This is a genomic window from Brakhagea baltica (assembly GCF_052161605.1).
GTDB lineage: Bacteria > Planctomycetota > Planctomycetia > Pirellulales > Pirellulaceae > JBKCUI01.
The window spans coordinates 5,944,958-5,970,881 of record NZ_CP197409.1; the positions used below are offsets into that span (position 1 = coordinate 5,944,958).

The 25,924-nt window shown below is 52.5% G+C and carries 23 protein-coding genes; 10 read left to right on the top strand and 13 right to left on the bottom strand.

What is annotated here, in order from left to right; translation table 11 throughout:
* The first annotated feature begins 22 nt into the window (after window positions 1–22).
* The 5 genes from SH449x_RS23215 to SH449x_RS23235 all read left to right on the top strand — a co-directional run bounded on the left by SH449x_RS23215 (window position 23) and on the right by SH449x_RS23235 (window position 7,667).
* A complete protein-coding gene (locus tag SH449x_RS23215) occupies window positions 23–2,227 on the top strand; it encodes a S46 family peptidase (protein WP_482378466.1) in 2,205 nt (734 codons plus the stop codon).
* A 35-nt stretch (window positions 2,228–2,262) separates the two neighbouring features.
* Window positions 2,263–3,345: a dTDP-glucose 4,6-dehydratase gene (gene rfbB, locus SH449x_RS23220; protein WP_482378467.1), complete on the top strand. Its 1,083-nt coding sequence runs from the start codon at window positions 2,263–2,265 to the stop codon at window positions 3,343–3,345.
* A 77-nt stretch (window positions 3,346–3,422) separates the two neighbouring features.
* Window positions 3,423–3,962 (top strand): hypothetical protein, encoded by a 540-nt coding sequence (locus SH449x_RS23225; RefSeq protein WP_482378468.1) that lies wholly within the window; start codon window positions 3,423–3,425, stop codon window positions 3,960–3,962.
* 152 nt (window positions 3,963–4,114) lie between these two features.
* Complete coding sequence (gene fusA, locus SH449x_RS23230; protein ID WP_482378469.1) at window positions 4,115–6,205, top strand: elongation factor G; 2,091 nt, start codon at window positions 4,115–4,117, stop codon at window positions 6,203–6,205.
* 208 nt (window positions 6,206–6,413) lie between these two features.
* The gene (locus SH449x_RS23235; RefSeq protein ID WP_482378470.1) at window positions 6,414–7,667 is read left to right on the top strand and encodes a PQQ-binding-like beta-propeller repeat protein; all 1,254 of its coding nucleotides are present in this window, start codon (window positions 6,414–6,416) and stop codon (window positions 7,665–7,667) included.
* 243 nt (window positions 7,668–7,910) lie between these two features.
* Here SH449x_RS23235 and SH449x_RS23240 read toward each other — a convergent pair whose 3' ends face one another.
* The 11 genes from SH449x_RS23240 to SH449x_RS23290 all read right to left on the bottom strand — a co-directional run bounded on the left by SH449x_RS23240 (window position 7,911) and on the right by SH449x_RS23290 (window position 17,486).
* Entirely contained in the window at window positions 7,911–8,120 is a 210-nt protein-coding gene (locus SH449x_RS23240) for a hypothetical protein (RefSeq protein WP_482378471.1), read from the bottom strand.
* Window positions 8,121–8,935: 815 nt separating this feature from the next.
* On the bottom strand, window positions 8,936–9,274 hold the full coding sequence (locus SH449x_RS23245; protein ID WP_482378472.1) for a hypothetical protein: 339 nt from the start codon (window positions 9,272–9,274) through the stop codon (window positions 8,936–8,938).
* 511 nt (window positions 9,275–9,785) lie between these two features.
* Window positions 9,786–10,550, bottom strand: coding sequence for a hypothetical protein (locus SH449x_RS23250; protein WP_482378473.1), 765 nt, complete (start codon window positions 10,548–10,550; stop codon window positions 9,786–9,788).
* Between the two features lie 310 nt (window positions 10,551–10,860).
* Window positions 10,861–11,265 carry a hypothetical protein gene (locus SH449x_RS23255; RefSeq protein ID WP_482378474.1) on the bottom strand — a complete coding sequence of 135 codons (405 nt, stop codon included), beginning with the start codon at window positions 11,263–11,265 and terminating at the stop codon, window positions 10,861–10,863.
* Window positions 11,266–11,641: 376 nt separating this feature from the next.
* On the bottom strand, window positions 11,642–12,067 hold the full coding sequence (locus SH449x_RS23260) for a hypothetical protein (protein ID WP_482378475.1): 426 nt from the start codon (window positions 12,065–12,067) through the stop codon (window positions 11,642–11,644).
* Between the two features lie 236 nt (window positions 12,068–12,303).
* Entirely contained in the window at window positions 12,304–12,915 is a 612-nt protein-coding gene (locus SH449x_RS23265; RefSeq protein WP_482378476.1) for a hypothetical protein, read from the bottom strand.
* A gap of 184 nt (window positions 12,916–13,099) precedes the next feature.
* Entirely contained in the window at window positions 13,100–13,570 is a 471-nt protein-coding gene (locus tag SH449x_RS23270; protein WP_482378477.1) for a DUF3592 domain-containing protein, read from the bottom strand.
* A 51-nt stretch (window positions 13,571–13,621) separates the two neighbouring features.
* Window positions 13,622–14,098: a hypothetical protein gene (locus SH449x_RS23275; RefSeq protein ID WP_482378478.1), complete on the bottom strand. Its 477-nt coding sequence runs from the start codon at window positions 14,096–14,098 to the stop codon at window positions 13,622–13,624.
* A 527-nt stretch (window positions 14,099–14,625) separates the two neighbouring features.
* Window positions 14,626–15,063, bottom strand: a complete 438-nt coding sequence (locus SH449x_RS23280; protein ID WP_482378479.1) for a hypothetical protein — start codon at window positions 15,061–15,063, stop codon at window positions 14,626–14,628.
* A gap of 149 nt (window positions 15,064–15,212) precedes the next feature.
* Complete coding sequence (gene ribA / locus SH449x_RS23285) at window positions 15,213–16,430, bottom strand: GTP cyclohydrolase II (protein WP_482378480.1); 1,218 nt, start codon at window positions 16,428–16,430, stop codon at window positions 15,213–15,215.
* A gap of 45 nt (window positions 16,431–16,475) precedes the next feature.
* On the bottom strand, window positions 16,476–17,486 hold the full coding sequence (locus tag SH449x_RS23290) for a sigma-54 interaction domain-containing protein (RefSeq protein WP_482381850.1): 1,011 nt from the start codon (window positions 17,484–17,486) through the stop codon (window positions 16,476–16,478).
* A gap of 353 nt (window positions 17,487–17,839) precedes the next feature.
* On the opposite strand from SH449x_RS23290, the gene SH449x_RS23295 reads away from it, so the two are divergent.
* Entirely contained in the window at window positions 17,840–18,628 is a 789-nt protein-coding gene (locus SH449x_RS23295) for an SDR family NAD(P)-dependent oxidoreductase (protein ID WP_482378481.1), read from the top strand.
* 230 nt (window positions 18,629–18,858) lie between these two features.
* Here SH449x_RS23295 and SH449x_RS23300 read toward each other — a convergent pair whose 3' ends face one another.
* Window positions 18,859–19,773, bottom strand: a complete 915-nt coding sequence (locus SH449x_RS23300; protein WP_482378482.1) for a DUF1016 N-terminal domain-containing protein — start codon at window positions 19,771–19,773, stop codon at window positions 18,859–18,861.
* Between the two features lie 371 nt (window positions 19,774–20,144).
* On the opposite strand from SH449x_RS23300, the gene SH449x_RS23305 reads away from it, so the two are divergent.
* From SH449x_RS23305 to SH449x_RS23315, 3 genes are all read left to right on the top strand, one after another.
* On the top strand, window positions 20,145–20,960 hold the full coding sequence (locus SH449x_RS23305; protein ID WP_482378483.1) for an SDR family oxidoreductase: 816 nt from the start codon (window positions 20,145–20,147) through the stop codon (window positions 20,958–20,960).
* A 73-nt stretch (window positions 20,961–21,033) separates the two neighbouring features.
* Window positions 21,034–22,116 (top strand): PfkB family carbohydrate kinase, encoded by a 1,083-nt coding sequence (locus SH449x_RS23310; RefSeq protein WP_482378484.1) that lies wholly within the window; start codon window positions 21,034–21,036, stop codon window positions 22,114–22,116.
* Between the two features lie 100 nt (window positions 22,117–22,216).
* A complete protein-coding gene (locus SH449x_RS23315; protein ID WP_482378485.1) occupies window positions 22,217–23,407 on the top strand; it encodes a hypothetical protein in 1,191 nt (396 codons plus the stop codon).
* 692 nt (window positions 23,408–24,099) lie between these two features.
* Here the strand turns inward: SH449x_RS23315 and SH449x_RS23320 are convergent.
* Window positions 24,100–24,933, bottom strand: coding sequence for a transposase (locus SH449x_RS23320; RefSeq protein ID WP_482378486.1), 834 nt, complete (start codon window positions 24,931–24,933; stop codon window positions 24,100–24,102).
* A 77-nt stretch (window positions 24,934–25,010) separates the two neighbouring features.
* Between SH449x_RS23320 and SH449x_RS23325 the strand changes: the two genes are divergently transcribed.
* Window positions 25,011–25,196, top strand: coding sequence for a hypothetical protein (locus tag SH449x_RS23325; protein ID WP_482378487.1), 186 nt, complete (start codon window positions 25,011–25,013; stop codon window positions 25,194–25,196).
* Window positions 25,197–25,924: the final 728 nt, after the last annotated feature.

The following is a 25,924-nucleotide window of genomic DNA, read 5'->3' on the forward strand; positions in this document are numbered from 1 at the left end:
CATTAAATTTGAAGAAGCCGATATGTCCAAGTTGCTAAAAAGCGTTCGTAATAGACTCGCCTGTCTTGCTCGCACCGCATGTGCGGGTGCGGCGATCTGCGGCTCCTTGCTAGGGAGTTCCTTAGGATTGGCGGACGAAGGCATGTTCCCCATGAGCGAACTCGCACGGCTTGATTTGCGATCAGCCGGCATCGAGCTATCACCAGAATCGATCTTTAATCCGGATGGCGTCTCGATCGTGGATGGGATTTGCCGCGTGAATGGCTGCACTGGTTCGTTTCTGTCGGCAGACGGTTTGATTATCACCAACCACCACTGTGCTTTTGATGCCATCCAAAAGGCCAGCTCGAGTCAGAATGACTATTTAAGGAAGGGGTTCGTTTCTAATAACCGTGCCGAGGAAATTCCCTCTCCTGGCTACACGGTTCGCATAACGGAGTCGTACCGAGATGTCTCCAAAGAAGTGCTCGATGCGATCGAAGAAAACATGACCTTTGCAGATCGCTCCAAAGCCATTGAGAAGCGACGAAAAGAAATTGAGAAAGAGGCCGAGGCGGCCAATCCTAGCTTGCGAGCTGAAGTCGCAGAAATGTTCACGGGCAAAACCTATGTGCTGTTCTTCTATACGTACTTAAAGGATATCCGACTCGTTTTCGCCCCCCCTGTCGGAATAGGTGAGTTCGGGGGGGATGACGACAACTGGGAATGGCCCAGACATACCGGTGATTTTTCCTTTATGCGAGCCTACACCGCACCTGATGGTTCTTCGGCAGAGTACTCACCTGAGAATGTTCCCTACAAGCCGAAACAATTCTTGAAAGTACAGCCCAAAGGTGCAAACGAAGGGGACGCGGTCTTCATCCTGGGATACCCAGGCCGTACCTTGCGGCAACGTACTGCCAGCTACTTTGAGTATGAGCAACTTGTTAGACTGCCGACCTTGGTTGAGCTATACGCTTGGCAGATGCAAGAGATGCAGCTAGCCGGTGAAAAGGATCGTCAGGTGGCCATAAAGCATGCGACTCGATATAAGTCCCTTTCCAATGTCGAAAAGCGTTCTCGCGGTCAACTGCAAGGGCTCAAGCGAACCCGATTGATCGACCAGAAGCGACAAGAAGAAGCCGGCTTGCAGAACTTCATCGATTCCGATCCAGCTCGAAAGGCACGCTTCAGCGGAATCTTGAATGCGATCAGTAGCGTGTACCAACCTCAAATGAAGTCTGGCGTTGGCGAGATTACGCTCCAGGAGTTCCGAACGGGCTTTCGAGCTCTATCGTTCGCGATGACCCTTTACGAGTCTTCTGTAGAACGGGCTAAACCAGATCTCGAGAGAGAAACGCCTTACATGGATCGAAACTGGCAACTCACGCAGCAGCAACTCAAGCTTGCGATTGGTGATTGGCATCCCGAGACCGACAAGAGGCTCTTTATGGGATTCGTCTCGCGGCTGTCCGGAATACCCCAAGAGGGATTGCCCAAAGAAGTGAGATCTTGGTTGGAAAATGTAAGCCAGAGCGAAGCCGAATTAAGTAATGAAGCAGAGTTAGGCAAGTTCGTGGATCAAACTTCGGTCGGAAATTGGGAATGGATGTCCAGTAGACTGGGGCTGTCCGCTGTGCAGCTCGAAAAGGAAAGCGATCCGGTTTTGCAGATTGCGATCCAACTCTATCCTGTTTACCTGAAACTACGCGAGGCAGATAAAGAGCGTCAAGGAGAGTTGAACAGGCTATACGGCGAATTGCTCGACGCGAAACAACAACAAAGCCCTGAAAATTTCATCCCAGACGCCAATGCGACCTTGCGGCTAACCTACGGTCGAATCAAAGGCTACTCCCCGGCCGATGCGATCACGAAACAGCCAATCTCGACCGTCAAGGGTGTGTTGGAGAAAACTACGGGACTAGAGCCGTATGAAACTCCCCAAGCTTTGATCGATGCCTACGAAAGAAAAGATTTCGACGGGTATTTGCACCCCATCCTTGGGGACGTGCCGGTCGCAATCCTTTATAATACCGACACGACAGGCGGAAATTCCGGAAGCCCAGTTCTCAATGGTCGTGGCGAAGTGGTTGGAGTGAATTTCGATCGCACTTTCGAAGCCACCATCAATGACTTTGCTTGGAACGAAAGCTATAGCCGGTCGATTGGCGTGGACATTCGTTATGTCTTGTGGGTCACAGGAACTGTATACGGAGCGAAACACACGGTCGACGAGATCCTGCGATGACCAAACACAAACCACAGGGAAGTTGTTAAGGCCTCATGAGAATTCTTGTAACGGGTGGTGCAGGCTTTATAGGATCGAATTTAGTGCGGCAGCTGCTCGAGCAGGGGCACAAGATTCTCAACATTGACAAGCTAACCTATGCAGGAAATCGGGCAACGATTCGCGACGTCGAGCTTAGCCGGCTACACCAGTTGGTTGAAGGCGATATTTGTGACGTACCCTTACTGAATCAATGCTTTGACGAATTCAAGCCACACGCGGTTATACATCTGGCTGCCGAGAGTCACGTCGATCGATCGATTTTAGCTCCCTCCCATTTCATCAGCTCGAACATTGTGGGGACTTATGGAGTCCTGCAGGCCTCGCTGAAATATTGGAAGAGATGCGAATCCACCATTCATCATTCCTTTCGATTTCTTCATGTTTCAACCGACGAGGTTTACGGTGCCCTCGGGCTTACTGGAACCTTCGATGAGAACTCTCGCTACGATCCTAGATCCCCCTACTCCGCCAGCAAGGCAGCTTCTGACCATTTAGTAAGGGCTTGGTGGCATACGTACAAGCTGCCGATATTGATTGCGAGCTCTTGCAACAACTACGGACCCTTTCAGCATCCGGAAAAGCTGATTCCAACCATCATTCTTCGCGCCTTAGGCAATTTACCCATCCCCATCTATGGAACGGGTGAGCAAGTTCGAACGTGGATCCATGTGCGCGATAACTGCCGAGCTCTCGAGCAGATTTTAGAATTCGGTACGGTTGGAGAAACTTACAATATCTCGACCAATGACGAGTTATCCAACCTCGAGATGGCAAGGCGTATTTGTGGGCTTTTGGATTCCATCCAACAAATGCGAGATATCAAGAACTCGCATCAACCCGCTTTGGAAGAGTCATTCAAGTCCTGGAAAAAGTTAGGCAGCTACACAAAGCTAATCTCCTTTGTCGACGACAGGCCAGGCCACGACTTTCGCTATTCACTGGATTCCAACAAGCTACAGTCGACACTTGACTGGAAACCGACTACCTCGCTCAACAGCGGACTGCACGATACGGTCCTTTGGTATATCAACAATCGGGAATGGTGGGACTCTGTAAAAGAGAGAGCTCATCAATAGCAGCCTACGTGGTCATGATTGATGCAAGCGGAAACGGTAATCACGCGAAACCGGGAGCCTCGAGGAGCGATCTGAGCATGCAAAAGAATATTGAGAAACGAGAAAAGGCGATCCAAGCCGCCGAAGCGTGGTGCAGGGGGCTAGAGATTCCATTTCCGATCGCCATGCAGGCATCCTCCCCGCTTCAGGGGGAGCTAGAAAATTTTTTGCACAGCCAGCCCATCCTCATTGGTACCACCGCCGAAGCCTTGCTAGGCGTTCGGCTCGGACTGATAGAGCGGGCTCATGACTTGGTCCAGGATGCTAGCTCTGGCCTGGAAGCCTACATTCATGGGATGATCCATCGGCTGGAAGGTGACTTTTGGAATGCCAACTATTGGTTTCGAGCGGCGGGCAAGCCGATTGTTTCGCAGGTTGCCAGCGTCGCGGGAGAAAAGGGGCTTCTCGATCCATTTGATCCAGCAAAATTGGTAGGACGACTAGAGCGGCTCCCGAAATCAAGCAAAACCCAGACCAATCCTAGTTCAGAAACCAGCCCAGAACTGGATGCGATCCGAGGGGATCTCGAACTCGAATGGTGGGCCGTGTGGTCGCAAGTGGTTTTTGCTCTTTCGTAAAACCCTACTTTTTGTACACTTTTAGATACAAATTTATGTAATAGTGTCGGATCTGGCCCCCCCCTTTGTAGGGTGGAAAGGCACCGGACGGCAGATAGAGTTTCCTTTGATGCGTTTTGGGGAGTTCCCGGACGCACTACGCTGAGTGAAGTATGGATTTAACAAAACTACGAAACATTGGTATCAGTGCACACATTGACTCCGGCAAGACGACCCTCAGCGAGCGAGTTCTCTTCTACGCAGGCCGAATTCACAAAATTGAGGAAGTCAAGGGTGACGGCGACGGCGCGACCATGGACTTCATGGAGCTGGAAAAGGAGCGGGGGATCACCATCACTTCCGCTGCAACTCAGCTGACCTGGAAAGATCACGTGATCAATTTGATCGACACCCCGGGCCACGTCGACTTTACTATCGAGGTTGAGCGTTCGTTGCGAGTACTCGACGGGGCCGTCCTCGTTTTGTGCTCTGTCGGTGGTGTTCAAAGTCAGTCTTTGACCGTGGATCGCCAAATGCGTCGGTACGGCGTGCCTCGCCTCGCATTCATCAACAAAATGGACCGAACGGGAGCTGATGCTTACCGTGTCACGCAGATGGTACGGGACAAATTGAACGCGGATGCGATCATGATGCAAATCCCGATTGGTGCCGGTGAAACCTTCGAAGGGGTCATCGACTTGGTAGGCATGAAGGCATATTTCTTCGACGGCAAGGACGGTGAAAACGTTCGCGAAGAAGAGATTCCTGCTGCCTATACGGACAAAGCTGCCGAGATGCGTCAAAAGATGCTGGAATCGCTTTCGATGTACAGCGACGAAATGATGGAGCTATTGCTGAGCGAACAAGAAGTTCCGAGCGATTTGGTTTATTCCGTCTGTAAGGCTGCAACCCAGCAACTGAGGATTACTCCGGTCTTCTGCGGTAGTGCTTACAAGAACAAGGGAGTCCAACTCCTTCTAGACTCCGTACTTCGTTATTTGCCCAACCCGAGCGAGCGTGAAATCAAGGCGCGTAAGGTTGGAGACGAAACGATCAAGCTAGACTTGAAACCTGACCCGAATTTGCCTTTCGTAGGCATGGCGTTCAAGATCGTGGAAGATCCGTTTGGCCAGCTAACCTTTATGCGAATCTACCAAGGTAAGATCAGCAAGGGAGAGATGTACATTAACCAGCGTACTGGCAAGAAGGAGCGATTTAGCCGAATCGTTCGCATGCACGCTGATAAACGAGAGGAAATTGATACTGCTAATGCAGGTGACATCGTTGCCATCATGGGCATCGACTGTGCTAGCGGTGAAACCTACTCTAACGATCGCGATTACTGCACGTTGGAAAGTATGTTCGTGCCTGAGCCTGTGATCAAGGTAGCTGTCACCCCAGCTAGCCGTGCGGATGCGGACAAGATGAGCAAGGCGTTGAACCGATTCCGCAAAGAGGATCCTACGTTCCAGCTTTATAACGACGAAGAAACCAGCGAAACCATCATTTGCGGGATGGGCGAGTTGCACCTCGACATTTATGTCGAGCGAATGCGTCGCGAATACAAAGTCGAGGTACAAGTAGGTGCGCCTAAGGTTAGCTACCGCGAATCGCCAGGAATTGCGCAAGAGTTTAATTATAAGCACAAGAAGCAAACGGGTGGTTCCGGTCAGTTTGCTCACATCGTTGGTGCCCTGACGCCAATCGATCCAGAAGGTGAAAAAACCTTCGTTTTTGAAGACCATGTAACCGGTGGACGAATTCCCAAGCAGTTTATCCCGCCCGTGGAGAAGGGGTTCCGCGACTCTATGACCAAGGGGCCGCTCGCCGATTTCCCGGTCGTGGGTGTGAAAATCGACTTGAACGACGGTAGCTATCACGACGTCGACTCGAGCGAACGAGCGTTCTACATTGCAGCTTGCGATTGCTTCCGCGAAACTATGCGAGCATCCCAACCCGTATTGCTTGAGCCTATCATGCGATGCGATGTGGAGTGTCCAGAATTGGACCAAGGTTCGGTGGTAGGTGACATCATATCTCGACGTGGTTTGATTACTCAGACCGATACGCGAGACAACGTCTCCTACATCACTGCCGAGGTTCCATTGGCAAACACTTTCGGTTACGCGACCGATTTGCGAAGTATGACCAAGGGTCAAGGCACGTTCTCGATGGAACTGGCCAAGTATGCCGTCGTTCCACGCAACCTGCAGGATGACATCATTACGGAACGCAAGAAGCAACTCGCGGCGCGCAATGCGTAGTTAGCTTCAGGCATCAAGAGATTTTAACGAAGCAAAAAGTCCGGATCGCTCCGGACTTTTTTCGTTTTCTGAATTGACTTCGGTGACGGCATTGACTTCGATGCCGGTGCGGACCGACCGTTTTTCTTATTTTGTGGGGTTGTTCTGGGTGGGCAGTCTCCTACAGTGTCAGATTGCGTCTTGTGTTCTTTGTTTGAGGAGGTGATCTATGCTGCGTCGCGATGTGCTCAAAGGGTTTTCTGCTGCTGGGGCTACGCTAGTTGCGGCCCCGCTATTGCGGGCTAATTGCTCCCCCGAGGATCAACTCGCAAGCTGGCAAGGCTGGAGAGGGCCGTCCCGAACAGGGATCGTCGAGAATCCAGCTTGGCCAGATTCCCTGGATGAATCGCGACTCACCGCCGCTTGGACTCAGTCGATGGGGGATAGCTACTCAGGCCCTGTTTGCGCCAACGGACTGGTCTTTACGACCGATAGCAAAGCGGGCAAAGAGTCCGCCATGGCGTTTTCGCTCGATACGGGAGAGTCAATTTGGACGCAAGCGTGGAAGGGTGCTCACAACGTCCCCTTCTTTGCGGCTAGAAATGGTAACTGGATTCGGGCTACTCCCGTAACCGACGGGTCCAAACTCTACATCGGTGGCATTCGTGATGTACTGTGTGCTTTCGATGTAAAGACAGGTGAGGAAACTTGGAGACTCGATTTCGCTGCTAAGTTCGGCAAGGTCCCGGACTTTGGTATGGTGTGCTCGCCGGTTATCGAAAACGGATTCCTTTACATCCAAGCTGGCAAGGGGGTTCACAAAGTGAATTGTGAATCGGCTGAGATCGTGTGGACCTCCATGCAAGACTCCGGCGACATCATGTCCAGCGGAGCCTTTTCGAGTCCCGTGATCGAAGAGATTAACGGGGTGCGCCAATTGGTTGTTCAGTCCAGAACGACGCTTGCAGGGCTCGACTTGGAAACCGGTGCCATTTTGTGGTCGTCCCAGATCGAAGCATTCCGCGGGATGAATATTCTCACCCCCACAGTCTGGAACAATCAAATATTTACGAGTAGCTATGGAGGCAAGTCGCTGCTTCTCGACGTCAGCAATCCGTCTGAGCCCAAGCGAGTTTGGGAAAACAAACTAGAGGGATACATGAGCTCTCCTATCGTGATCGGTAATCATTTGTATATGCATTTGCGGAACAAACGATTCGCATGCATCAATTTACTCGATGGGAAAGAAGCTTGGGTCACACCGCCTTATGGTGAGTATTGGAGCATGGTGTCCAATGGGACCACCATTCTGGCCCTTGATCAATCCGGAGATCTGCGTTTGATCAAGCACAATCCGGAGAAATTCGAATTGTTATCGGAGAGAAAGCTCACCGACGAGGAGGCATGGGCCCATCTCGCAGTCCTCGGCAGCAAGGTGATCGTACGATCGCAGAAGGCACTGAGAGTCTACAACTGGATCTGATGCGACCTGCGAGGTTAGCAAGGGTTGTTTTGCATCGCACCGTGATACGAATAGTATCGGAAAGTAGGCTGATACTATGCCACGGTAAACGGGGCCAGCGATGTGTGTGATTCTATTTGGTCCCATGGTCCCGGTAGGGACCAGGAACGTGGTTGGCACTAAATGTACGGTCCGAACACGTAGGGATGCGACGAACTGCTGAATTAAGGGGACCCGCAAAGCGGGGTCCCTTTGAATGAATTGTTAGGCCTCAGTACTCGAAGGTGAGGAGCGATCGCCAGCAGTGCTGCTGCGAGACTTGGCAAGGGCCAAGAAGACCACGCCAATCGCTATGAACGCGGGGCCGAGTGACCAAAACACCGTCAAATGAGCGGCGAGACCTACGATGAGGAAAGTGATTCCGTTGGTGAGGAAAACGAGGCCAATGGTTAGAAGGTTCTTTGTCGAGTTCACTGTGATGCTCCTTGTGAGGCCTAAAAACGAAATGCGATCTATCTCTTCCGGAGCGTCGCGGAGCGGTGGGATAGATTGTGCGCCCGAACAGTATGGCTTTGCTCCGCATGCCGAGAGATTATCGCTTGACCGGGCTCGGTTCGCAACCCACTTGCGGATTCTTCCCTTTTCTGGTCATCCCTAGCTCTGTTTAGACTCCTTGGTAAAGCGCCATACAGGCTACAACGCAGAGACGCGGAAAGCGCAGTGGCTCGCGATTGCCACCATCTACTGGCTTTGGCCAAGCCCTGGCCTACGCCAAGGAGCAATCATGGCCGGGGCACTTCTTACCCGACTGTCCGGCGCAAAATTCTAAGCCTATGATTCTTCGACGCTATCAACGGAACGCTCGCCATGTTAGGCTGATTCGGGGCCCTGCATCCTTTTGACGTTTGTTTGCATGCATCCAAGTAGTCCATCTGTGAATAGTTGTAAGGTCGTCCGAAAGATGCAGTGCGTCGTGCTGACATTCGATCATCCCACGCAATAGACGTTACCAGCGACCTGAAGAGAGACTCGTGGTCAGGGTAGAAGACATCTTCTATTTCAATTGGTGGCTTCATAGCAAAAAAAGGGAAACGTCTGTCTCTGGGGGCAGTGAGCCCAAGAAATGAAACTACCATCAGACTGTAGCTGGCAGGCGGTTTCGTCGCAGTCCTTTGTTCGTCCGTATGGTCCTTGATCGACCAGATTGCCTTGAAAAACAGGTAATGCCCCGGTGTTCAATCGGCGGCTGTCTACCGTTGCTCAGCACCCGCAAGTGAGGTTTCTAAAATCTAAAACCGCTGATCGAATGCCTCGGTGCAGGGTTTTGTCTGGTTCGTCGTTGGCTTGGCTCGTCCAGAACATGGGACATTAATCAAGAACTCGCCATTTGCCAAAGTGTGAGCGGTCCGAAAGCCGTAGTCGTAGACCGTAGGGTCTTTCACCGCATTTACCGCTTCAGCTTCTTGCCAGCACGTCGCGAATAGATAGGAAGATTCGTCGATCGACTGGTCTGTGTTGAGCACGATCGTCAAATCGAACTCTCCGTCCCAAACAGCTTGATATCCGAACGGAAGTAGGAGCAACAAAACGATCGCAAATATCGATACGATGACTAAGGAATTACGCATAGGTCTTGAAGCCAGGAGGCCTGCGATCACTGAGGTCGCGGCGAAAAAATCTCACCCATAGAGAGCGGTCGCCATGCAACTTCGGTGGAATGCTTGGTTCGTTGAATTATCTATACAATCACATGAATGCCCTATCAGTGATCAAGTTCGATTGCACGTCTCGATTATACGGCCATAGCGGACACTCGTATTGTATTCGCACACAATACCCGTTGGCTAGCCACGGGACGCCGCACCCGCGTTCCTCGCCCCCATTGAGCTTGCCTCAATGGAGCGCATGACTCGCTGGCTGGAGAACGCACTGACGGCCAGGGGTATCGCTGAATAGCCGACGAATCACGCTCCCACCGAGTGAACTCAGCGGTGAGCTAGGGAGCGGTTAGGGCACGACGGTCTAGCCGGTTAGTCATGCTTTCACTAACACAAGGTCATTGGAGAGCAAGGAGGTGGGATACTCGTTGTCGATGAATATGCAGCATAACGGTTCACGCCGTAAACGGTTACAACCAAACTATGCTATCCGGGTAGGTTCGGGGGCAAAGGATGATCCGCCGGTTTCCATGAGATATCGGATTCCCTGTTTGAAGCAAGGCTTGAGTTCGAAGGATAGAAATGAATACCAGTTGGGTCTTGTCTGACCACGGAACCACGCGGCATGTGCCAAAGCGTATGCAAACATCGGTAAGGTCATGTATTCCGGTCGCCGGACGTCGGTACCTGGCCAATTGCTGTATTGACCATCCCAGTTTCGCGGCGAATTGCCCAGGAAAATGCCAAAGCCGTGAAATACTGCGGTCAAGTCCGTAAGCAGTTCATTGTCATATTCGTCTCCCTGTACACGCCGCTCGCCCATCAATCGCAAGTGCGATAGTTCGTGTGCCATCGTCCCGATGAGTCCGGACAGATTCATCAGTTCGGATGTTTCAATATGAATGATTGTTGAACCGATTTGTTCATCATATAGCCCAGCAGCACCGTTCGGAAGAAATCTACCAGCCTCATTGACCAGCCAAACTTGGTTTGTGTTCGTGAACAACTCTAGTTCTACGGCTTTGGGATCGACACCCATGAAACCGCAGACTTGGTCAAGGAGATTGCGAACGCTCTCCTCAGTTCCATCCACCGAGTCGGGAAAGAAATCTTTAGTCGGTAGGATAGGATCACGCTGAGTAAACAAGTCGCGTCCAAACTGCTGCGAAAGCCATTCGAGTCGATCCTCGATCCAATACTTGGCTTGCTCGTCAACCGGGCATTGGGGCTTAGACCAACCAAACATGTGTGTCCATCTTTATGGTTTAATGCCACCATCTATCGAGTGGTGGCGAGAGAAGTTTTTGGAAGTCGAAATAGGCGATCCGCAACCTTGGTGTAATATTTTATTGTCGGGTTTTGTCCATGGAAAGTCAACATTCTTGGCCATCACCGTTTTGAAACCTAGAAATCATTGTCCTAGCATCGGTCACCGGCCCCCCTTTTGATACGGGGGCCTATAGGGCATTCCGGGGTTTTGAGGGCAAGGACAAAAAATCAGGTTCGATGTATACCCTACTCCGGGTTATAGGACGCAACACCTGAGCTAATTTTCGTTACTCGACCCTGTATCTGAGACACCCTTGACTACGCAATAGGTTCTCATCAACGGTCAGGTGGTCAATTTTGTAGCCACTCCTCAGCAGTATCCACGAGGGAGGAGACTCGTCATAGTTGCGCAAGACAACGTCACACTGGACAATTTGCATGACGCGAAATCCGACAGCATCATCGCCAAGCTTGCAGTTACCGTTCCAATAAATGTCCAGTTCGCAATCTGCTGCTCCAGTCAAGTTGTTAGTCCGCACCTCGATTGCAGTTGGGGCACCAGAAGCTTTAGTCCCAGTACTAAGGAAACGGACGTGGACTTGACGTGGCGAAGCGAGTTGAATCAGCAGCGATTCCAATTCTGCTTTGTCTGGATGCTTCGGCAACAGCATTGTAGTGCGATCAACGTGCATGTTCTTGTTGCGTAACAATCGCTATCTCCCAGCAGAGCGGTCACGAGAGGCGATCGTGCCAGCAACAGTGGCTTCGTAGTGTGCGGTTTCCATTAAAGTATTGTACCGTTTTTCGCTCGCAACCTTGGTACAAAAAGATAGGATTCAACCGACAGCGGCCAAAGTGTCACGAAGTCTAGTCCCCGCCCATGATCCGGGGAGCTGTCGTCGAATTCTCACGGCGGTGGATCATTCAAATTAGCGGATCGCTATCAGTACCGCTGCTTGCCTGCAAAGAAGTGAAGAATGATCAGCAGGCTTTAAGTGCACCCTCTCCTGACTATCGGACGAAAACTCTGGATCGCCAAACTTGGTCCGCGACTTTGTTCGTCGTCCGCTATGGGCTAAACTTCTCCAAAAAGGTTGGCGTCCCCAAGTATTCTACCCGCAAGCCGTCAGCCTGAACCGTTAAATCAATGTCGTTGGCAAAGTCTAGGCTCAAGACAGTTGGGCCATCATGCTTCAACGGCATCGCAAAACAGTTCTCAAACTGCTCTCCCGAAAGTGTGAGACATCCATCCAGGATGGTATCTGGGAATTCTACGAGAGTGCATTGCATGGTCCCGTTCAGAAAAGTCAGCCTTACAGATTGCATCCAAACAGTTCCAGGGTCTATACCAGGGCTACCATCGCTTTGATGCAGATAGGCCATAAGTTCCACCACGAGCAACTCATCGTCCTCGTCGATGGATGTAAGTTTTGAATCGTGTAGTTCAATCGCAGCGTTAATGGATAGATCTTTGTTGAGAAGACGAATTGGCAATCATCCAGGCTTCCTTAATAGGCAGTCGTGATTGTCGGGTTTTATCCTGGCGAAGTCAACATTTTTGGCTCAAACCTTCCCGCCCCCAGGATAGTTTTCACCCCGTTGTCGGCCACAGGCCCCCTTTGAATAAGGGGGCCTATAAGGCATTCGGTGGCTTTATGGTGTAAACAAAAAATCAGGTGCGATCTACGCCCTCCTCCGAATATCCGACGCAAAATCTATGCCGATTTATGTTAACGGGGAGGCTGATTACCTAGCCATTGTTCGATCAGCGATGACAATTCATCGACAGAAGGCATTCCGAATCCGGTATACATTCTCTTGCCATTGTAGTAATACAGATGGTTTGGGCCTTGAAGCCGATCCGATTCGGGAAAGTAATCGTACAACGATATACTATCCACGTTGAAAGATCGAAACGCCATTCGATTAGAGAACCGTCTTGCGACGATACGGACTGTTTCGTCGAATATACGCGAGTAACCATTCCATGGCGCCCACAAATGAATAAACAATGCTTCGGTGGAAAAGTCGATCACCGTAAGGGGGGATTCTGCAGGCGTCCAAGGTCGGCGATCGCGTTGCCGATGAATTGCCGGGTACAATTCGCGAGTGAACCATGATTGCCAATCGTCTGCAAATCGATTCACGATCAGGTTTAGGTGCATCCATTCAACTTCGTTCAACGTATTCAGTATGTCGTCGCCAGATTGAAGAAGTTCTTCGAAAGCACTTGGGGTGGCGAATGAACGTTGGAGGGAGAGAAGTGTTTGTACGGATGATGAAAACGGAGCAAGGAAACGTGCCCATCGATCTGTCTTGTTGTGCGATTGTCGAAACGACATGTTGTGTATGCTAAAGTGTCTCATCTTCCCTGATGAGGGCGTCCATCACCGAGCATCCGGGAATGAAGTCTCTGAAATCAAAACTGCCAGATCTCTGGATCGTACGTTCAGTTTCATTCGTATTGTCAAACAACCTCGTCGAGCTCAGCCCATGCCAGAAGTATTCTAGCATGCTCTGTCATCATTATAATCCGTCGCTACCCGACTCAAGCTTCCATACCGAGACTAGGCCCGCGACGATCGCAATCCATAAAATAGGACATCCAAACAATGCGGTGATGATCCAAAACCACAATCTAGGATGAAATCCAACCTGCAAGCAGGACCGGCTTGGACAATTCGGATCATAGAAAACAATCTGGCGACTACCAGGCGGGTATTGAATCAAAAGTTCAGGATTGCATTCGTTCTTTGAACCAAAGTAATATCTTCTGCCATGTAATTCGCGATTACTGACACGATAGCTGTACCTTAACACTAGTTGAATCGGTTCGCCATCTTCGTTCTTTGGCTGGTAGTGTGAGTCAATCAAGCAATCGGTCGAAACAAATCGTGCTTTCGAAGCGAACGCAAAGTAGACGGCACGCGCAACAACGAATAACGGGATGGCGACTACCAACGTCGCCATGATTGCTGCAGAGTTAAAGTCCAGCATTTGCTTTTTCGAAGGCGGAACGGCGGCCATCACCGAGCATGAGGAGTTTACTCAACGCAAGTCGAAAGCTCTCTTTCGAGCACTTTGGTCCAATGCTTGGTTTTCGCTTGCCCCACTGTTTGCATTTCGTGAACGCATCCATATCTTCACGCCGTAGTCTTCTGCGATGAGTGTCTCCTCTCCGTTAAAAAGACTGTAAACGATTGTTGATTCTAGTGTCTCTTTTGTTTTGGGATCAGATCGAAACAACTTGAATGCTACCACATGCCCGCTGCTCGGATCTGAATCATTGAATGGGTAGGAGAGGCGTACGAAGCCTGCATAGGAATAAGCCACAGAAATGAGGTAGTCGTCGTCTTGCCCCAGGTCCTTTTCGAACGATTGGGATCCATGAATGCCTTCCACCAATTCAACATCGAAGGTAACTCCATAATTATCGGCAAGGGATATTTCGACTTCAGCTCGTTCCTTATTGGTACTCTCTGAAGACGTCTTCGAAACGGGGGTCGCGCACGATACTAAAAGCATCAAAGGGGTAACAAAAAGGAGTGAAATTGATTGCACTCTAGTCATCAGTTCTCCTTTGTATCCCATACACAATTCTCGAGCGATAACTTACAATTATCCCGGCTTGTTCACCGGAAAAGTCGTTATTGTCGGGTGTTATCCCCGAAAGTCAAACATTTTAACCTAACATCATTTTGCCTTCCTTAGTCATCCGTCTTGCAGTCAAGCTGCGCTAACACTGGGCTTAACTCTGGCAAGATGCTAATTCCTAAAGAGGTAAGGAGAGACGATATGCAAAATCTCTGAGTTTATCAAGCAAGCGGATCGACGGAGCGATCCGCGACAATCGTCGCTGACCGCTCCGTCGGTCAGTTGCCACCAAGGCGATCACTCGTTAGGCATTTATGATTCGACGACACAATTGGATAAAACTGTGCGAAAGGCTACAGAGAAACAATCAGGCTCGCCGTTCGCCCATCCCCGATTATCAAACGCAAAATCAAAGCCGATTTATGTTCGTCGCTTTTTGTTCGCCTACGCGTAAAAGGTCAATCGAAGTACCAGGCTAGCACGCGCCATGGGTCGGAAAAGAGTATTGCCAAAGATGCTACCAATAGCAGCAGATAAAGAAATACCGAGGCAACACGCTGTTTGTTTGTTTTGTGGTTCGTCGAAACAAAGCCAAAGGGATTGCAGTACGCGTTAAAAAAACCAACCGGAACCGCGAGTGGTGCGCCCAGAATCAGAAAAAAACCGACATACGCGAAGAAGTCAATCAGAGCGTTGTGGGTGTAATCCCGATAAGGAACCGGTATGCGTCCGAGAGCAAGAACCGTCAACGCCCATGTCGTATATATGGCGGAAATCACGAGTACGGGATACACATACAGGGCACCAGAAATGATCGTGAGTTTGGACCAAGGGCTCAGGTGCGTCTGTGTTGCCGCTTCAGGACTTCGGTACGGATTTGCGTTGGTATCAAGCATAGCACTTTGTTCGACGAACTTGTAATTATCCCGGCTTCAGCAATGGCCCCATTGCATTGGAGCGCCTATGGAGCTTTCGGTGGTTTGATGGCGAAGCCCGTAAGCTCGATGTTTTTTGTCTCTCACTTTGCCTGTGCGAACAAACGATTCTACGGGAGCTTGTGTCCCATCTTGTCTCGCTTGGTCGAGAGGTAAGTTAGATTGTGATCGTTGACCTCTGGGATGATCGGGACTTGATCGACTACGTTGAGATCAAAACCTCGCAGATTGAAAGCCTCGGTCTTCTTGGGATTATTCGTCAAAAGTCGAATCTCGCGTAAACCAAGATCTTTAAGGATCTGGATTCCAACACCGTAATCTCGCATGTCCGCCTTGAAGCCAAGCTTCAAGTTGGCCTCGACGGTATCAAGCCCCTCATCCTGGAGTGCGTACGCTTTGATCTTTTGTGCAAGCCCAATGCCTCGTCCCTCTTGAGGTAGATAAACGAGTACCCCGCAGCCTTCGTTACCGATTCGCTCCAACGCTTGGTGCAGCTGATCGCCGCAGTCGCATCGCAAGGACTGAATGAGATCTCCGGTAAAGCAACTGCTGTGCATGCGAATGAGAGGCGGTGCCGTCGACTTGACCAAGTCCCCCATGACCAAAGCCACAGGTTCTTGGGTCTCGAACTGAACGCCATACACCATAATCTCGAACATGCCGTACTTGGTCGGCAGCTTGGATCGGGCCGTTCTTGTGACTAGTTTCTCATTGATGCGACGATGAGAGATGATCTGTTCTACGGTGATCATCTCTAACGAATGCTTTTGAGCTAACTCAAAAAGTTCGTCGCGGGTCGCCCGATCGCCGGACGAATTGAGAATCTCGCAAAGAACTCCCGCTGGTGTCAGGCCTGCCATGCGCGCTAAATCAACGGCCGCCTCGGTGTGCCCTGCGCGTCGCAGGACTCCCCCCTCCATGGCCACCAAGGGATAGACGTGACCAGGGCGGACGAAATCCTCCTCTTTGCTGTCAGGGTTGGCCAATCGACGAATCGTCTCGGCTCGTTCCCCTGCCGTGATTCCCGTCTTGCATCCCGCGTGGTCAACCGGCGTCATGAAAGCTGTTGTGAGGGGGGATGTGTTGTGGTCAACCAGGGGACGCAGATCCAATCGTTGGCAAACGGCAGGCAGGATCGGTGCACAGAGTTGTCCGTGTCCGCTCAGCATAAAGTTAATCGTTTCGGTGGTGACCGATTCGGCGGCGCAGACAAAGTCACCTTCGTTTTCGCGATCCTCGTCGTCGACAACGATCACCACCTCGCCACGTGCGATGGCCGCAACAGCTTTTTCTACAGTACTAAAGCGAAGACTGGGATTCTCTGACATGGTTTGTTCATTAAGTAAATGGGATCGGTCGACTCGATGGCAGCGCTACTCAGCGGACTCATCCGAGCCTTCTAGGTTATAATCTTTTATCTTTTTGTGGAGCGTGTTTCGATTGATACCGAGCTTGTTCGCTGCTTTCGTCTGCACGTGATTGCAGCTAGCTAGAACCTGTGCGATGAGTTCCTTCTCGATGCGATCAACGATAGCACCATGCAAGTTTGTGGAGTCAGGCGGATTGCTTCTTATGCCGAACTGCACTACTTCGGCGGCGAGCGAATCAAAGCTGGTTGCTTTATGGACCGATTCGGATGTGTCACTATTTTGATCCGCTTTTCCCGTGACAACGGGTGGGAGTAGATCGATGGTCAACTCGTCCGATTCCGCCATCACTACCGCTCGCTCGATGTAGTTTTGCAGTTCACGAACGTTGCCGGGCCAGGAATATTCCTGGAGGGCTTCCATCGCTCCCCGGTTGATGTGAACGACATAACAACTGTTGAGAGAACTGTAGTACTGAAGGAAGTGTGCCACGAGAGCCGGGATGTCATCGCGTCGTTTGCGGAGCGGTGGTAATTCGATAGGAACCACATTGAGTCGCCAGTACAAGTCCTCGCGGAACCGCTCACTTTTTATTTCTTCGCTTAAGTCGCGATTGCTCGCGGCAATGACTCGCGTGTCAACGGTTACCGTTTCTGTATCCCCGACTCGTTCAAATTGCTTTTGCTGCAGGACCCGCAACAGCTTCACCTGAAGATGCATGCTGGTGCTATTGATCTCGTCCAAGAAAATGGTGCCCGTGTCTGCCGTTTCAAAACGGCCTGCTCGGTTGGAGATGGCACCGGTGAACGCACCCCGAACGTGCCCGAACAACTCACTCTCCAGAAGGCTTTCGCTCAACGCACCGCAGTTGACTCGTACAAACGGACCTCCATTGCGTCCGCTAAGTTGGTGGATCGCATTCGCTATGACTTCCTTACCGGTCCCCGTTTCCCCTAGTAGCAGCACTGATGCATTGCTGGGAGCAACTCGTTTGGTAATGCGAGCGATCTCCACCATGGCGGGTGATGAACCGATCACGCCCGGTAGCAATGTGCCCGACGGAAAATTTTGCGAAAAACTCTCTTGCCTGATTCCGGCCATGAATTCCCTGTCTTGGCGAGCCTCGCTATGACGACACCTACGGGATGCCCCTGCGACTAATCGCAATAGTAACCATTGCTCAAAAAATTAGCTAGCTGCCTGTTGTTTGCGCAACCGTATTTTCCTGAGCGTGCCAATTGCTCAGATGTCTGCGATCCTTTGTCTTTACGCTTAGGGGCTATTGGCGCACCTTTAAAAGTTGGCAAGCTATACGGCGACGCCGTCAAACCAACTCGCCAAATCGTTACGCAGTATCAGAGGACATGATTATGCATTACCAATTCCACGGGAAGAACGCGATCATAACAGGATCATCGAAGGGAATTGGAAGATCAGTGGTTTTGGAATTAGCTCGTGGAGGGGCGAACGTGACGGTCAATTCGAGCTCGAGTCGTGATGCTGCTGAGAGAGTTGCTGAGGAAGCTCGTGCCCTCGGGGTGAAGGCGATTGTCTGCCAGTGCGATGTGTCCGATCAAGCAGCTGTGGAGGACATGGTTGCTCAAACGGTGGAAGCGTTTGGAAGTCTGGAGCTGTTCGTATCCAACGCTGTTTACAGCGATCGCCAGCTTATGGTCAATGCCGACATGACCGGCTTTAAGAAAACGATTGATGTTTCCATGTGGGGAGCATTCTTTGGTTTGCGAGCCTCTGCACAGCAAATGATCAAGCAGGGGAAAGGGGGAGCCATCACGATAGTTAGCTCGCCCCACGCCAACATTCCGTTCCCCACTGCCATGGCCTACAACATGGCCAAGGCGGCTATCGATCACATGGCTCGTACAGCAGCCATCGAGCTGATTCAGCATGGCATTCGTGTTAACGTCTTTCATCCAGGTTGGATCGACACGCCAGGTGAACGCAAATTCTTTTCCGAGCAGCAACTTGCTGAAGGAGCAAACTCCTTGCCCACAAAACGATTGGGCACCCCGGATGAAATGGCGCACGGTGTGTGCTTTTCGTTAAGTGACGAAGCAGCGTACATGGTCGGTTCTACCCTCACCATGGATGGCGGGGCTCAGCTCCCTTGGTGGTCAAAGAGAGCTGAGGGCAAGCAGTAGTTGGGAGTGTGTTGGAGGAGTGGTTGCTCACGCCGCGAGCCGGGCGTTAATGTTAGCGTAACGGCGCAAGCCGTACGGTGCCTCCGGCAATGCGAAGCGAGCCGGGCGTCGCCATCGGCGACGCGACGATTAATAACCGGGCGACAAAGATTGCTGGGTAGCTTGGCGGGCGGTGGACGCGTTGACGCCCTAAGGGAGGCCTTGCGGCCATTCCGCTACTATTTGCATCGCTAGTAAGTCGCGAAGGTACGAAGCGCTTCTAGCGTATCGAGCATCGTCTTTTGCGAGACGTCCGACCATTGCGTGGAGCGATGACGGACGATACACAGCTTGAACTGCTCCAAGGCATCGGCTACGTCAGGAGGCAATGTCGGCAGAGCTGCAAATGGGTTTGTGGCCTGCTTGCCATCTTCTTCCCAGGCCGCATCCCCCTCCGATTGCATGGAGTCTTGTCCTGCCCCCGAGCTGTTTAGGTTGTCTTCGTCGGAGTCGCCAAAGTCCGCGTCCTCATAGGTCTTGCCCGTGCTGATCCCGTCTTCAGAAGACCGGTCCGACTCGACATCTTCGTCATCGGTCTTTAGGGAAGTAAATCCGTCATCGACCTCGGAAGTGATCAGTTCTTCATCCTTGGGGTTGTGTTTAGGATCACCGCCCGACGCTTCCCAACGGGTCCGACGCATTTCGGAAATGCTCCATCCGCTGCGGACCGCACCCTCGAGCCAGAGCTCGGCGTCATCCCAGTCCAAGGCTGCGAGAAAGTGGCTCCAGTAGAGGCCTTGGTAGCTCTCCTGCACCGCACCAAATCGTTCGTAAGTTCGTCGTAGTCGACCGACGTGTTGGCTCGTCACGGCCCCCACCTGCTTGCTCCAGGTCTCGTCGCTGTAGTCGGAGGCTGTAGCTTCCGAAGCGATCAAGGCCGACCGCCACTCCGAGATAATTCTACCTTTTTCCCAATTGGTTTGGCTAATGAGGGTATTCCATTTGCCTACGAAGGGGACGGTAACCTCGAGGGAGCGAGCATCCAACTCGGTCGCGTCAGGCGAGGCGGTAGCGACACTGGTTTCAGCTTCCAAGCGGCTGACATCTGCGGTGTCGAAATCGGACGCTGGCTGAGCATTTTCATCATGAATCGGCGACGTAATCATGCAATCCAATCATAATCTAGAGAACTAGGGAGCAACCATCCGCGGAGCTGGGATGGACATCCAAGAGGTTAGCCAAAACAAAGGCAGGAACAACAAGATTGCTCGTAAGCCGACTTGAAAATTTCTTAAACCGCTCCAAACGAGCTACTTAGGTAAAGTTTTCTATCGGATTCGTCACCGGAACCCACACGCAGGCCCGTGCATAACCTGTCGGGAACACGACTTGATTTCGGAAAGTAAATGACGTTCAATGGCCCTTTCGGCTTTCCTAAGTTCGCCCTCCTCGAGATATTGAAGCATAAGGCGGTCGCCTCCCAAGGGTCTGTCACCCTTTTCTGATTGGCAGCAACGATACCCCTCTGGAACTATCCATGAAAACAACAAGTCTATTTCAACTGAACAATCGCGTGGCAGTGGTCATGGGTGGAACGGGCGTGCTCGGGGGAGCTATGGCCGATGCCTTGGGTGGCGCGGGAGCTCGCGTCGCGATTCTCGGTAGGAGTGCCGAGCGTGGGCTGCATCGCGCCGAAGAGATTCGCCGCGACGGAGGAGAAGCGGTTTTTCATCATGCCGACGCCATGGACCGCAGCTCGCTCGAGCATGCTCGGGATATCATTGAGCGGACTTTGGGACCGGTTGATATCCTGGTCAACGCTGCTGGAGGTAACCAAAGCGAAGCGACCTTGCAGCCCGGCGATGATTTCTGCGACTTGCCACTAGATGCTTGGAAAAACGTATTCGATTTGAACCTCATAGGGGGTACCGTTTTGCCATGCCAAGTCTTTGGCGAGACCATGGTGAATCGTAACGCGGGTAACATCATCAACATCGCGTCGATGTCCGGTATCGTTCCGTTGTCTCGTGTGGTGGCTTATTCCGCTGCCAAGGCTGCCGTGATCAACTTTACGCAGTTCCTAGCGCGAGAGTGGGCCAGCCGAGGAATTCGGGTCAACTGCATCAGCCCAGGCTTTTTCCCCTCCGAACAGAATCAAACGCTTCTTTACGATGAATCAGGAAACCTGTCCCCTCGAGGCCAACAGATCATCAATCACACACCGATGGGTAGATTCGGTTATGCCCACGAGCTAGCCGGAACCGCGATCTTTTTGGCTTCATCGGGGGCTTCTGGCTTCATCACCGGGCATAACTTGGTCGTTGACGGCGGGTTTTCTTCGACCACAATCTAGCGGCTTGCGGGTTAAGTTTCGCAGATTCAAAACAACACTCAATTCATCCTTTCCAAGCTAAACAGGAGACCACATGGCTCAGCTTTCCATTCGCCAAGATGCATGCGAACTCGATTTTCTATCGCTCGGAGCGCTCGTGCATCGACTCGATCCAGGGATCATTCCCTTTCGCAAGGCGAAATCGTTCGATATTCACGTATCGGGCGGCGAGTATAACGTTGCAGCCAATCTGTGTGATTGCTTTGGCTTGAAGACTGGCGTTGCCACGGCTATGGTCAATAACGGGATCGGTGAGCTGGTCCAAGGTCGCGTGCGTGAGATGGGCGTAAAGACCTTTTACAAGCACTTTGAGCACGACGGAGTTCGTGGTCCAAACATCGCCACCGTTTACAGCGACCGAGGGCTTGGGGTTCGCCCACCGGTCGTGTTCTACAACCGTGCTAACGAGGCTGGCGGGTTGCTCCAGCCGGGTGACTTTGACTGGAAAACGATTTTCGGATCGGGCGTTCGCTGGTTCCACTCCGGAGGCATCTTTGCGGCTTTGTCAGCGACCACTTCGGAACTGATCATTGAGGGAATGCAAGCGGCAAAGGCTGCCGGGGCCGTCACCTCGTTCGATTTGAATTACCGAGCCAAGCTCTGGAGCCCCATCGGGGGAACCGCCAAAGCACAGGAGCAAATCAGCAAGATTGTGAAGAATGTCGACATGCTGGTCGGAAACGAAGAGGATCTGCAGAAGGGGCTGGGCATTGAGGGGCAAGATGTCGAGTCGACCTCGTCGCTCGATCCCGATTCCTTCTTCAAAATGATCGAGCGTGCGGTGGAAAAATTTCCGAACGTTAAGATGGTTGCCACGACTCTGCGCGAGGTGCATTCCACGAATCGCCATGATTGGGCGGCGGTGCTTTGGTATGACGGAAAGCGTTATGTCAGCCCGACTTGTCAACTCGATGTGGTCGACCGCATCGGTGGTGGTGATGGGTTCGCTTCCGGGTTGATTTACGGCATGTTGGCAGGAAAAGAGCCCGAGCAAGCGTTGCGATTGGGTTGGGCGCACGGTGCGTTGCTCACCACTTTCCCCGGCGATACCACGATGGCCAAATTGCCCGAGGTTGAGGCCATGGCAAAGGGTGGATCAGCCCGAGTGCAGCGTTAGATTTGCTTTTCGAGAGCATAACGGGCACAAAGAGGTTATGATAGAGCGGGCCGCCTGACCCGCTTTTCTTTTGTCGTAGCCAGTAAACGAACCGATCAACATGAGATACCGCTTTCTTTGTGCCATTACGCTCGGTCTAGTCTTATTGCCCTCAGCCATGCTGCTGCCTCTCTCTGGAATCCCAAGTCTGGCAGATGAGACAAAATTGGATTTTCCTATCAAGGAGGTCGCGATTGGGGACTTGGTGTTGGAAGTCGTTGTGAACTCAGAAACGTTTTCCCAGGCATCTGCGATTAACTCAAACGGGTCCATTGTGGGAACTAGAGAGGTGATGGGAGCTGCCTCTGGTATCATTTCGCAGAAGAGTTTTTACTTTGGCATCCACGGGCACTTGGATATGCCATTGCCAGCTAGCTTCACCAACGTGGAGGTAACTGGCATCAGCGATACCGAGTTGGTGATTGGTTACGCGACGCGGCCCATTGGCCATCCGGATGGAAATCTAAATGGCGTCGTTTGGAGTCCCGAGACGGGTGCCGTCACAGTTTTACCGCTACCTGAGGGAGACAGCGCATGTCATTCGCAATCTGTCTCGGCCGATGGCAAGATTGTTGCAGGTTACAGCACCGGACCATCGCGGCTTCGACCGGTCCTTTGGACGTACGAAGCGGAGTCCGGCAAGTGGAGCGTGACCGTGTTGCCAACGTTGCATGAGCACAATCCCTACCTGATGTCCGGTCGATTGCAGATCACTCCTGACGGCAGCTATGTTGCAGGATGTTGCACCGAAGCGTTTTTGCCCAACGGAGTCATCGATAGTTCCTTGTATGTTTGGGAACGGGCTGATGGGGGGCAATGGGAGAGAAGTCAACTCTCCAACGAGCAATTTTACATTTTTGGAATCAACAATAAGCGTGAGTTGGTAGGATCGATGCGGAGCCCGACGGGGAAAACATTGCCGGTATATTTCGACGACAAGGGGGCGATGACGACGCTTGATTTGTTGGAGGGGGATATAGGTGGTGAAGCGAGGGGTATCAACGATCAATCGGTCATAGTTGGTTTCTCGGACGACCCACCTGGCCCGGATGGCGGGCCGGAGCCGTGCATGTGGACGGTGGATGGCAAAGTCAAACGAATTGTGCTTGGTTCCTCACCCTACGGTGTCGTCCAGGGAATCAATGCATCAGGCCAACTGGCGGGCATGGCAACGTTGATTGAGGAGGGGGCTGAGGGTGAAACAGAAGACGTTGTCGAACGAGCCCTAGCATTCCGTTCCAAGCCAAAGTGATAACGGTGTGGTACGCCCTTAGGAGTGAAGGGGCTCATGCGTTTTGGATCCCCATCGCGTAGCGATGCCAATAGTAGCGGAAAGGCCGCAAGGCCTCCGGTAGGGCGCCAACGCGTCCACCGCCCACTAGCCTCCCATTAATCCTCCTCACTCAGTAGTCCTGCATTGCCTCGCCAAAAGCACACCCAGCTCGCTTCGCAATTTCCGCCAAGCTCAGCCGCAGGCAGCCCCGGAAATCCCGCAGGCTTGCACGCAGATCCCGCCAAGCTCAGCCGCAGGCAGATCTGGAAATCCCGCAGGCTTGCACTGCGGATCGTTAGGCTTCTCGCTAAACGAGTGATCGCCCGCCCCACCCCCGAATCCCGCAGGCTTGCACAGCGGATTGTTAGGTTTCCGGCTTCTTGGGCAGATCCGGCGGGGCGAGCCGGAAGCGTAACAATCTCCTGGGTAAACCAGGAGCATTCTTGAGGCGTGAGGGGGCAGCCGTTGGTGTAGCGAGAAACGTAACGATCACCTGGTCAAGCCAAGTGCATTCGCAGACCCCCGACGGCGTTGGGCTCAGCCTAGTCCGCGATTCCCGGACGGCGTAGCCGCAGCCAGTGCCCGGAAATCCCGCAGGCTTGCACCGCGGACGGTTAGGCTTCTCGCTACAATCGCCCTCTCAATCTAATCCGCCCTCGCACCCCACTTCTTCACATACGCCGCCAAAGCGGAACTTCGCAGGTCCCCGAACGAACCGATGTAGGCACTCGGTTGCCACAAGCGTTCGACCTTTGCGCGAATAGCATCCCCGCAAAGTGTTCCCATACGATTTCCTGAGCCTCGTTCATTAGTGCCACCACGAGAGCCGCTGGCGAAACAACCGGATGCACCGATACCGCTATGTGCACATGGTCCGGGAGGAACGATACCTTTTCGATCACAGCCTTCCATTCAGGTTCTAATCGACGCCACGCTTCCGTCACTCTGGGAGCGGAAACATCATGAAACACACCACGTCGCGCTTCCGTTGCGAAGACCAGATGGTAACGCAAACGAGCGACCGCATGATCAGTAGCCAAGAGTGACTCATCCAACGCAAAACTATCTACATAAGTCGGCGAACGAGGACGATCGTCATAGCCGTGGTGATTAGTTTGCCGTTCGAAGTACGAGGCAACTTCTGCGGTTCGGGTGTGACCAGTAGTAGCAGCGAAATAGCCGCGACCAAGCCACTTTTGTTGTTCTCCCGGTAGATGATCCATCGCATCGTACGACAGCCGTTTGCTTATATGACCTTTGATCTTGCTCGCTGCAGCCGATACCGATTCCGTAGCCGTTAAGCTCACAAGAATTCGTAGGTCGACGTTCGTCGCAGCCAGCTCGAGCAAATGGATGTCATAGGGAACGAGTAGATCGCCCACGATTTGTTTTGTGAGGCGGGGGAGCGGTTCGATAGGCTTGCTTCGATTAGATCCGAACCGGAAATAGACTCTGTTGCAGAAGGAGAGTTCGAGTTCTTCGGTGGAATAGGGCTGTATAAACATAGCCGCATTTTCGAAAGCGGCAGTGCGCTATGCAACTGGGGAGTGGTTAAGAAACGGGGTTTTTTGAGGAAAAAACAATGATCAGTCGAACAGACAAATCCCTCTCTAATCAGTCGCTGGCACACCTGCGAATCCCGCCAAGCTCCGCCGCAGGCGGCTCCGGAAATCCCGCAGGCTTGCCCTGCGGATGGTTAGGCTTCTCGCTAAACCTGCAATCGCCCGCCCCAACCCGAATCCCGCTGGCTTGCACAGCGGATCGTTAGGTTTCCGGCTTCTTGGGCAGATCCGGCGAGGCGAGCCGGAAGCGTAACCATCTCCTGGGTAAACCAGGAGCATTCTCGGGGAGCGTGTGTGGGCAGCGGTTGGTGTAGCGAGAAGCGTAACGATCACCTGGTCAAGCCAGGTGCATTCTCAGATCCCGACGACGTTGGGCTCAGCCTAGCCCGCGATTCCCGCTCGGCGTAGCCGCAGGCTGTTCCGGAAATCCCGCAGGCTTGACCTGCGGATGGTTAGGTTTCTCGCTAAACCCGCGATCGCCCGCCCCCCCGAATCCCGCAGGCTTGCACTGCGGATCGTTAGGTTTCCGGCATCTTGGGCAGGTCCGGCGAGGCGAGCCGGAAACGTAACGATCTCCTGGGTAAACCAGGAGCATTCTTTGGGCCGCGCGGGGCGGCTGTGGATGTAGCGAGAAACGTAATGATCACCTGGTCAAGCCAGGTGCATTCTCAGATCCGCTCGGCGTTGGGCTCAGCTTAGCCCGCGATTCCCGGACGGCGTAGCCGCAGGCGGATCTGGAAATCCCTCAGGCTTGCCCTGCGGATGGTTAGGTTTCTCGCTAAACCCGCGATCGCCCGCCCACCCTCGAATCCCGCAGGCTTGCCCTGCGGATGGTTAGGCTTCTCGCTAAACCTGCAATCGCCCGCCCCAACCCGAATCCCGCTGGCTTGCACAGCGGATCGTTAGGTTTCCGGCTTCTTGGGCAGATCCGGCG

Bases quoted from the DNA above. Each gene is read 5' to 3' on its own strand.
- SH449x_RS23215 (WP_482378466.1), top strand. From the start codon at position 23: ATGTCCAAGTTGCTAAAAAGCGTTCGTAATAGACTCGCCTGTCTTGCT.
- rfbB (WP_482378467.1), top strand. From the start codon at position 2,263: ATGAGAATTCTTGTAACGGGTGGTGCAGGCTTTATAGGATCGAATTTA.
- SH449x_RS23225 (WP_482378468.1), top strand. From the start codon at position 3,423: ATGCAAAAGAATATTGAGAAACGAGAAAAGGCGATCCAAGCCGCCGAA.
- fusA (WP_482378469.1), top strand. From the start codon at position 4,115: ATGGATTTAACAAAACTACGAAACATTGGTATCAGTGCACACATTGAC.
- SH449x_RS23235 (WP_482378470.1), top strand. From the start codon at position 6,414: ATGCTGCGTCGCGATGTGCTCAAAGGGTTTTCTGCTGCTGGGGCTACG.
- SH449x_RS23245 (WP_482378472.1), bottom strand. From the start codon at position 9,274: ATGCGTAATTCCTTAGTCATCGTATCGATATTTGCGATCGTTTTGTTG.
- SH449x_RS23250 (WP_482378473.1), bottom strand. From the start codon at position 10,550: ATGTTTGGTTGGTCTAAGCCCCAATGCCCGGTTGACGAGCAAGCCAAG.
- SH449x_RS23255 (WP_482378474.1), bottom strand. From the start codon at position 11,265: ATGCACGTTGATCGCACTACAATGCTGTTGCCGAAGCATCCAGACAAA.
- SH449x_RS23265 (WP_482378476.1), bottom strand. From the start codon at position 12,915: ATGTCGTTTCGACAATCGCACAACAAGACAGATCGATGGGCACGTTTC.
- SH449x_RS23270 (WP_482378477.1), bottom strand. From the start codon at position 13,570: ATGCTGGACTTTAACTCTGCAGCAATCATGGCGACGTTGGTAGTCGCC.
- SH449x_RS23275 (WP_482378478.1), bottom strand. From the start codon at position 14,098: ATGCTTTTAGTATCGTGCGCGACCCCCGTTTCGAAGACGTCTTCAGAG.
- SH449x_RS23280 (WP_482378479.1), bottom strand. From the start codon at position 15,063: ATGCTTGATACCAACGCAAATCCGTACCGAAGTCCTGAAGCGGCAACA.
- ribA (WP_482378480.1), bottom strand. From the start codon at position 16,430: ATGTCAGAGAATCCCAGTCTTCGCTTTAGTACTGTAGAAAAAGCTGTT.
- SH449x_RS23290 (WP_482381850.1), bottom strand. From the start codon at position 17,486: ATGGTGGAGATCGCTCGCATTACCAAACGAGTTGCTCCCAGCAATGCA.
- SH449x_RS23295 (WP_482378481.1), top strand. From the start codon at position 17,840: ATGCATTACCAATTCCACGGGAAGAACGCGATCATAACAGGATCATCG.
- SH449x_RS23300 (WP_482378482.1), bottom strand. From the start codon at position 19,773: ATGATTACGTCGCCGATTCATGATGAAAATGCTCAGCCAGCGTCCGAT.
- SH449x_RS23305 (WP_482378483.1), top strand. From the start codon at position 20,145: ATGAAAACAACAAGTCTATTTCAACTGAACAATCGCGTGGCAGTGGTC.
- SH449x_RS23310 (WP_482378484.1), top strand. From the start codon at position 21,034: ATGGCTCAGCTTTCCATTCGCCAAGATGCATGCGAACTCGATTTTCTA.
- SH449x_RS23315 (WP_482378485.1), top strand. From the start codon at position 22,217: ATGAGATACCGCTTTCTTTGTGCCATTACGCTCGGTCTAGTCTTATTG.
- SH449x_RS23320 (WP_482378486.1), bottom strand. From the start codon at position 24,933: ATGTTTATACAGCCCTATTCCACCGAAGAACTCGAACTCTCCTTCTGC.
- SH449x_RS23325 (WP_482378487.1), top strand. From the start codon at position 25,011: ATGATCAGTCGAACAGACAAATCCCTCTCTAATCAGTCGCTGGCACAC.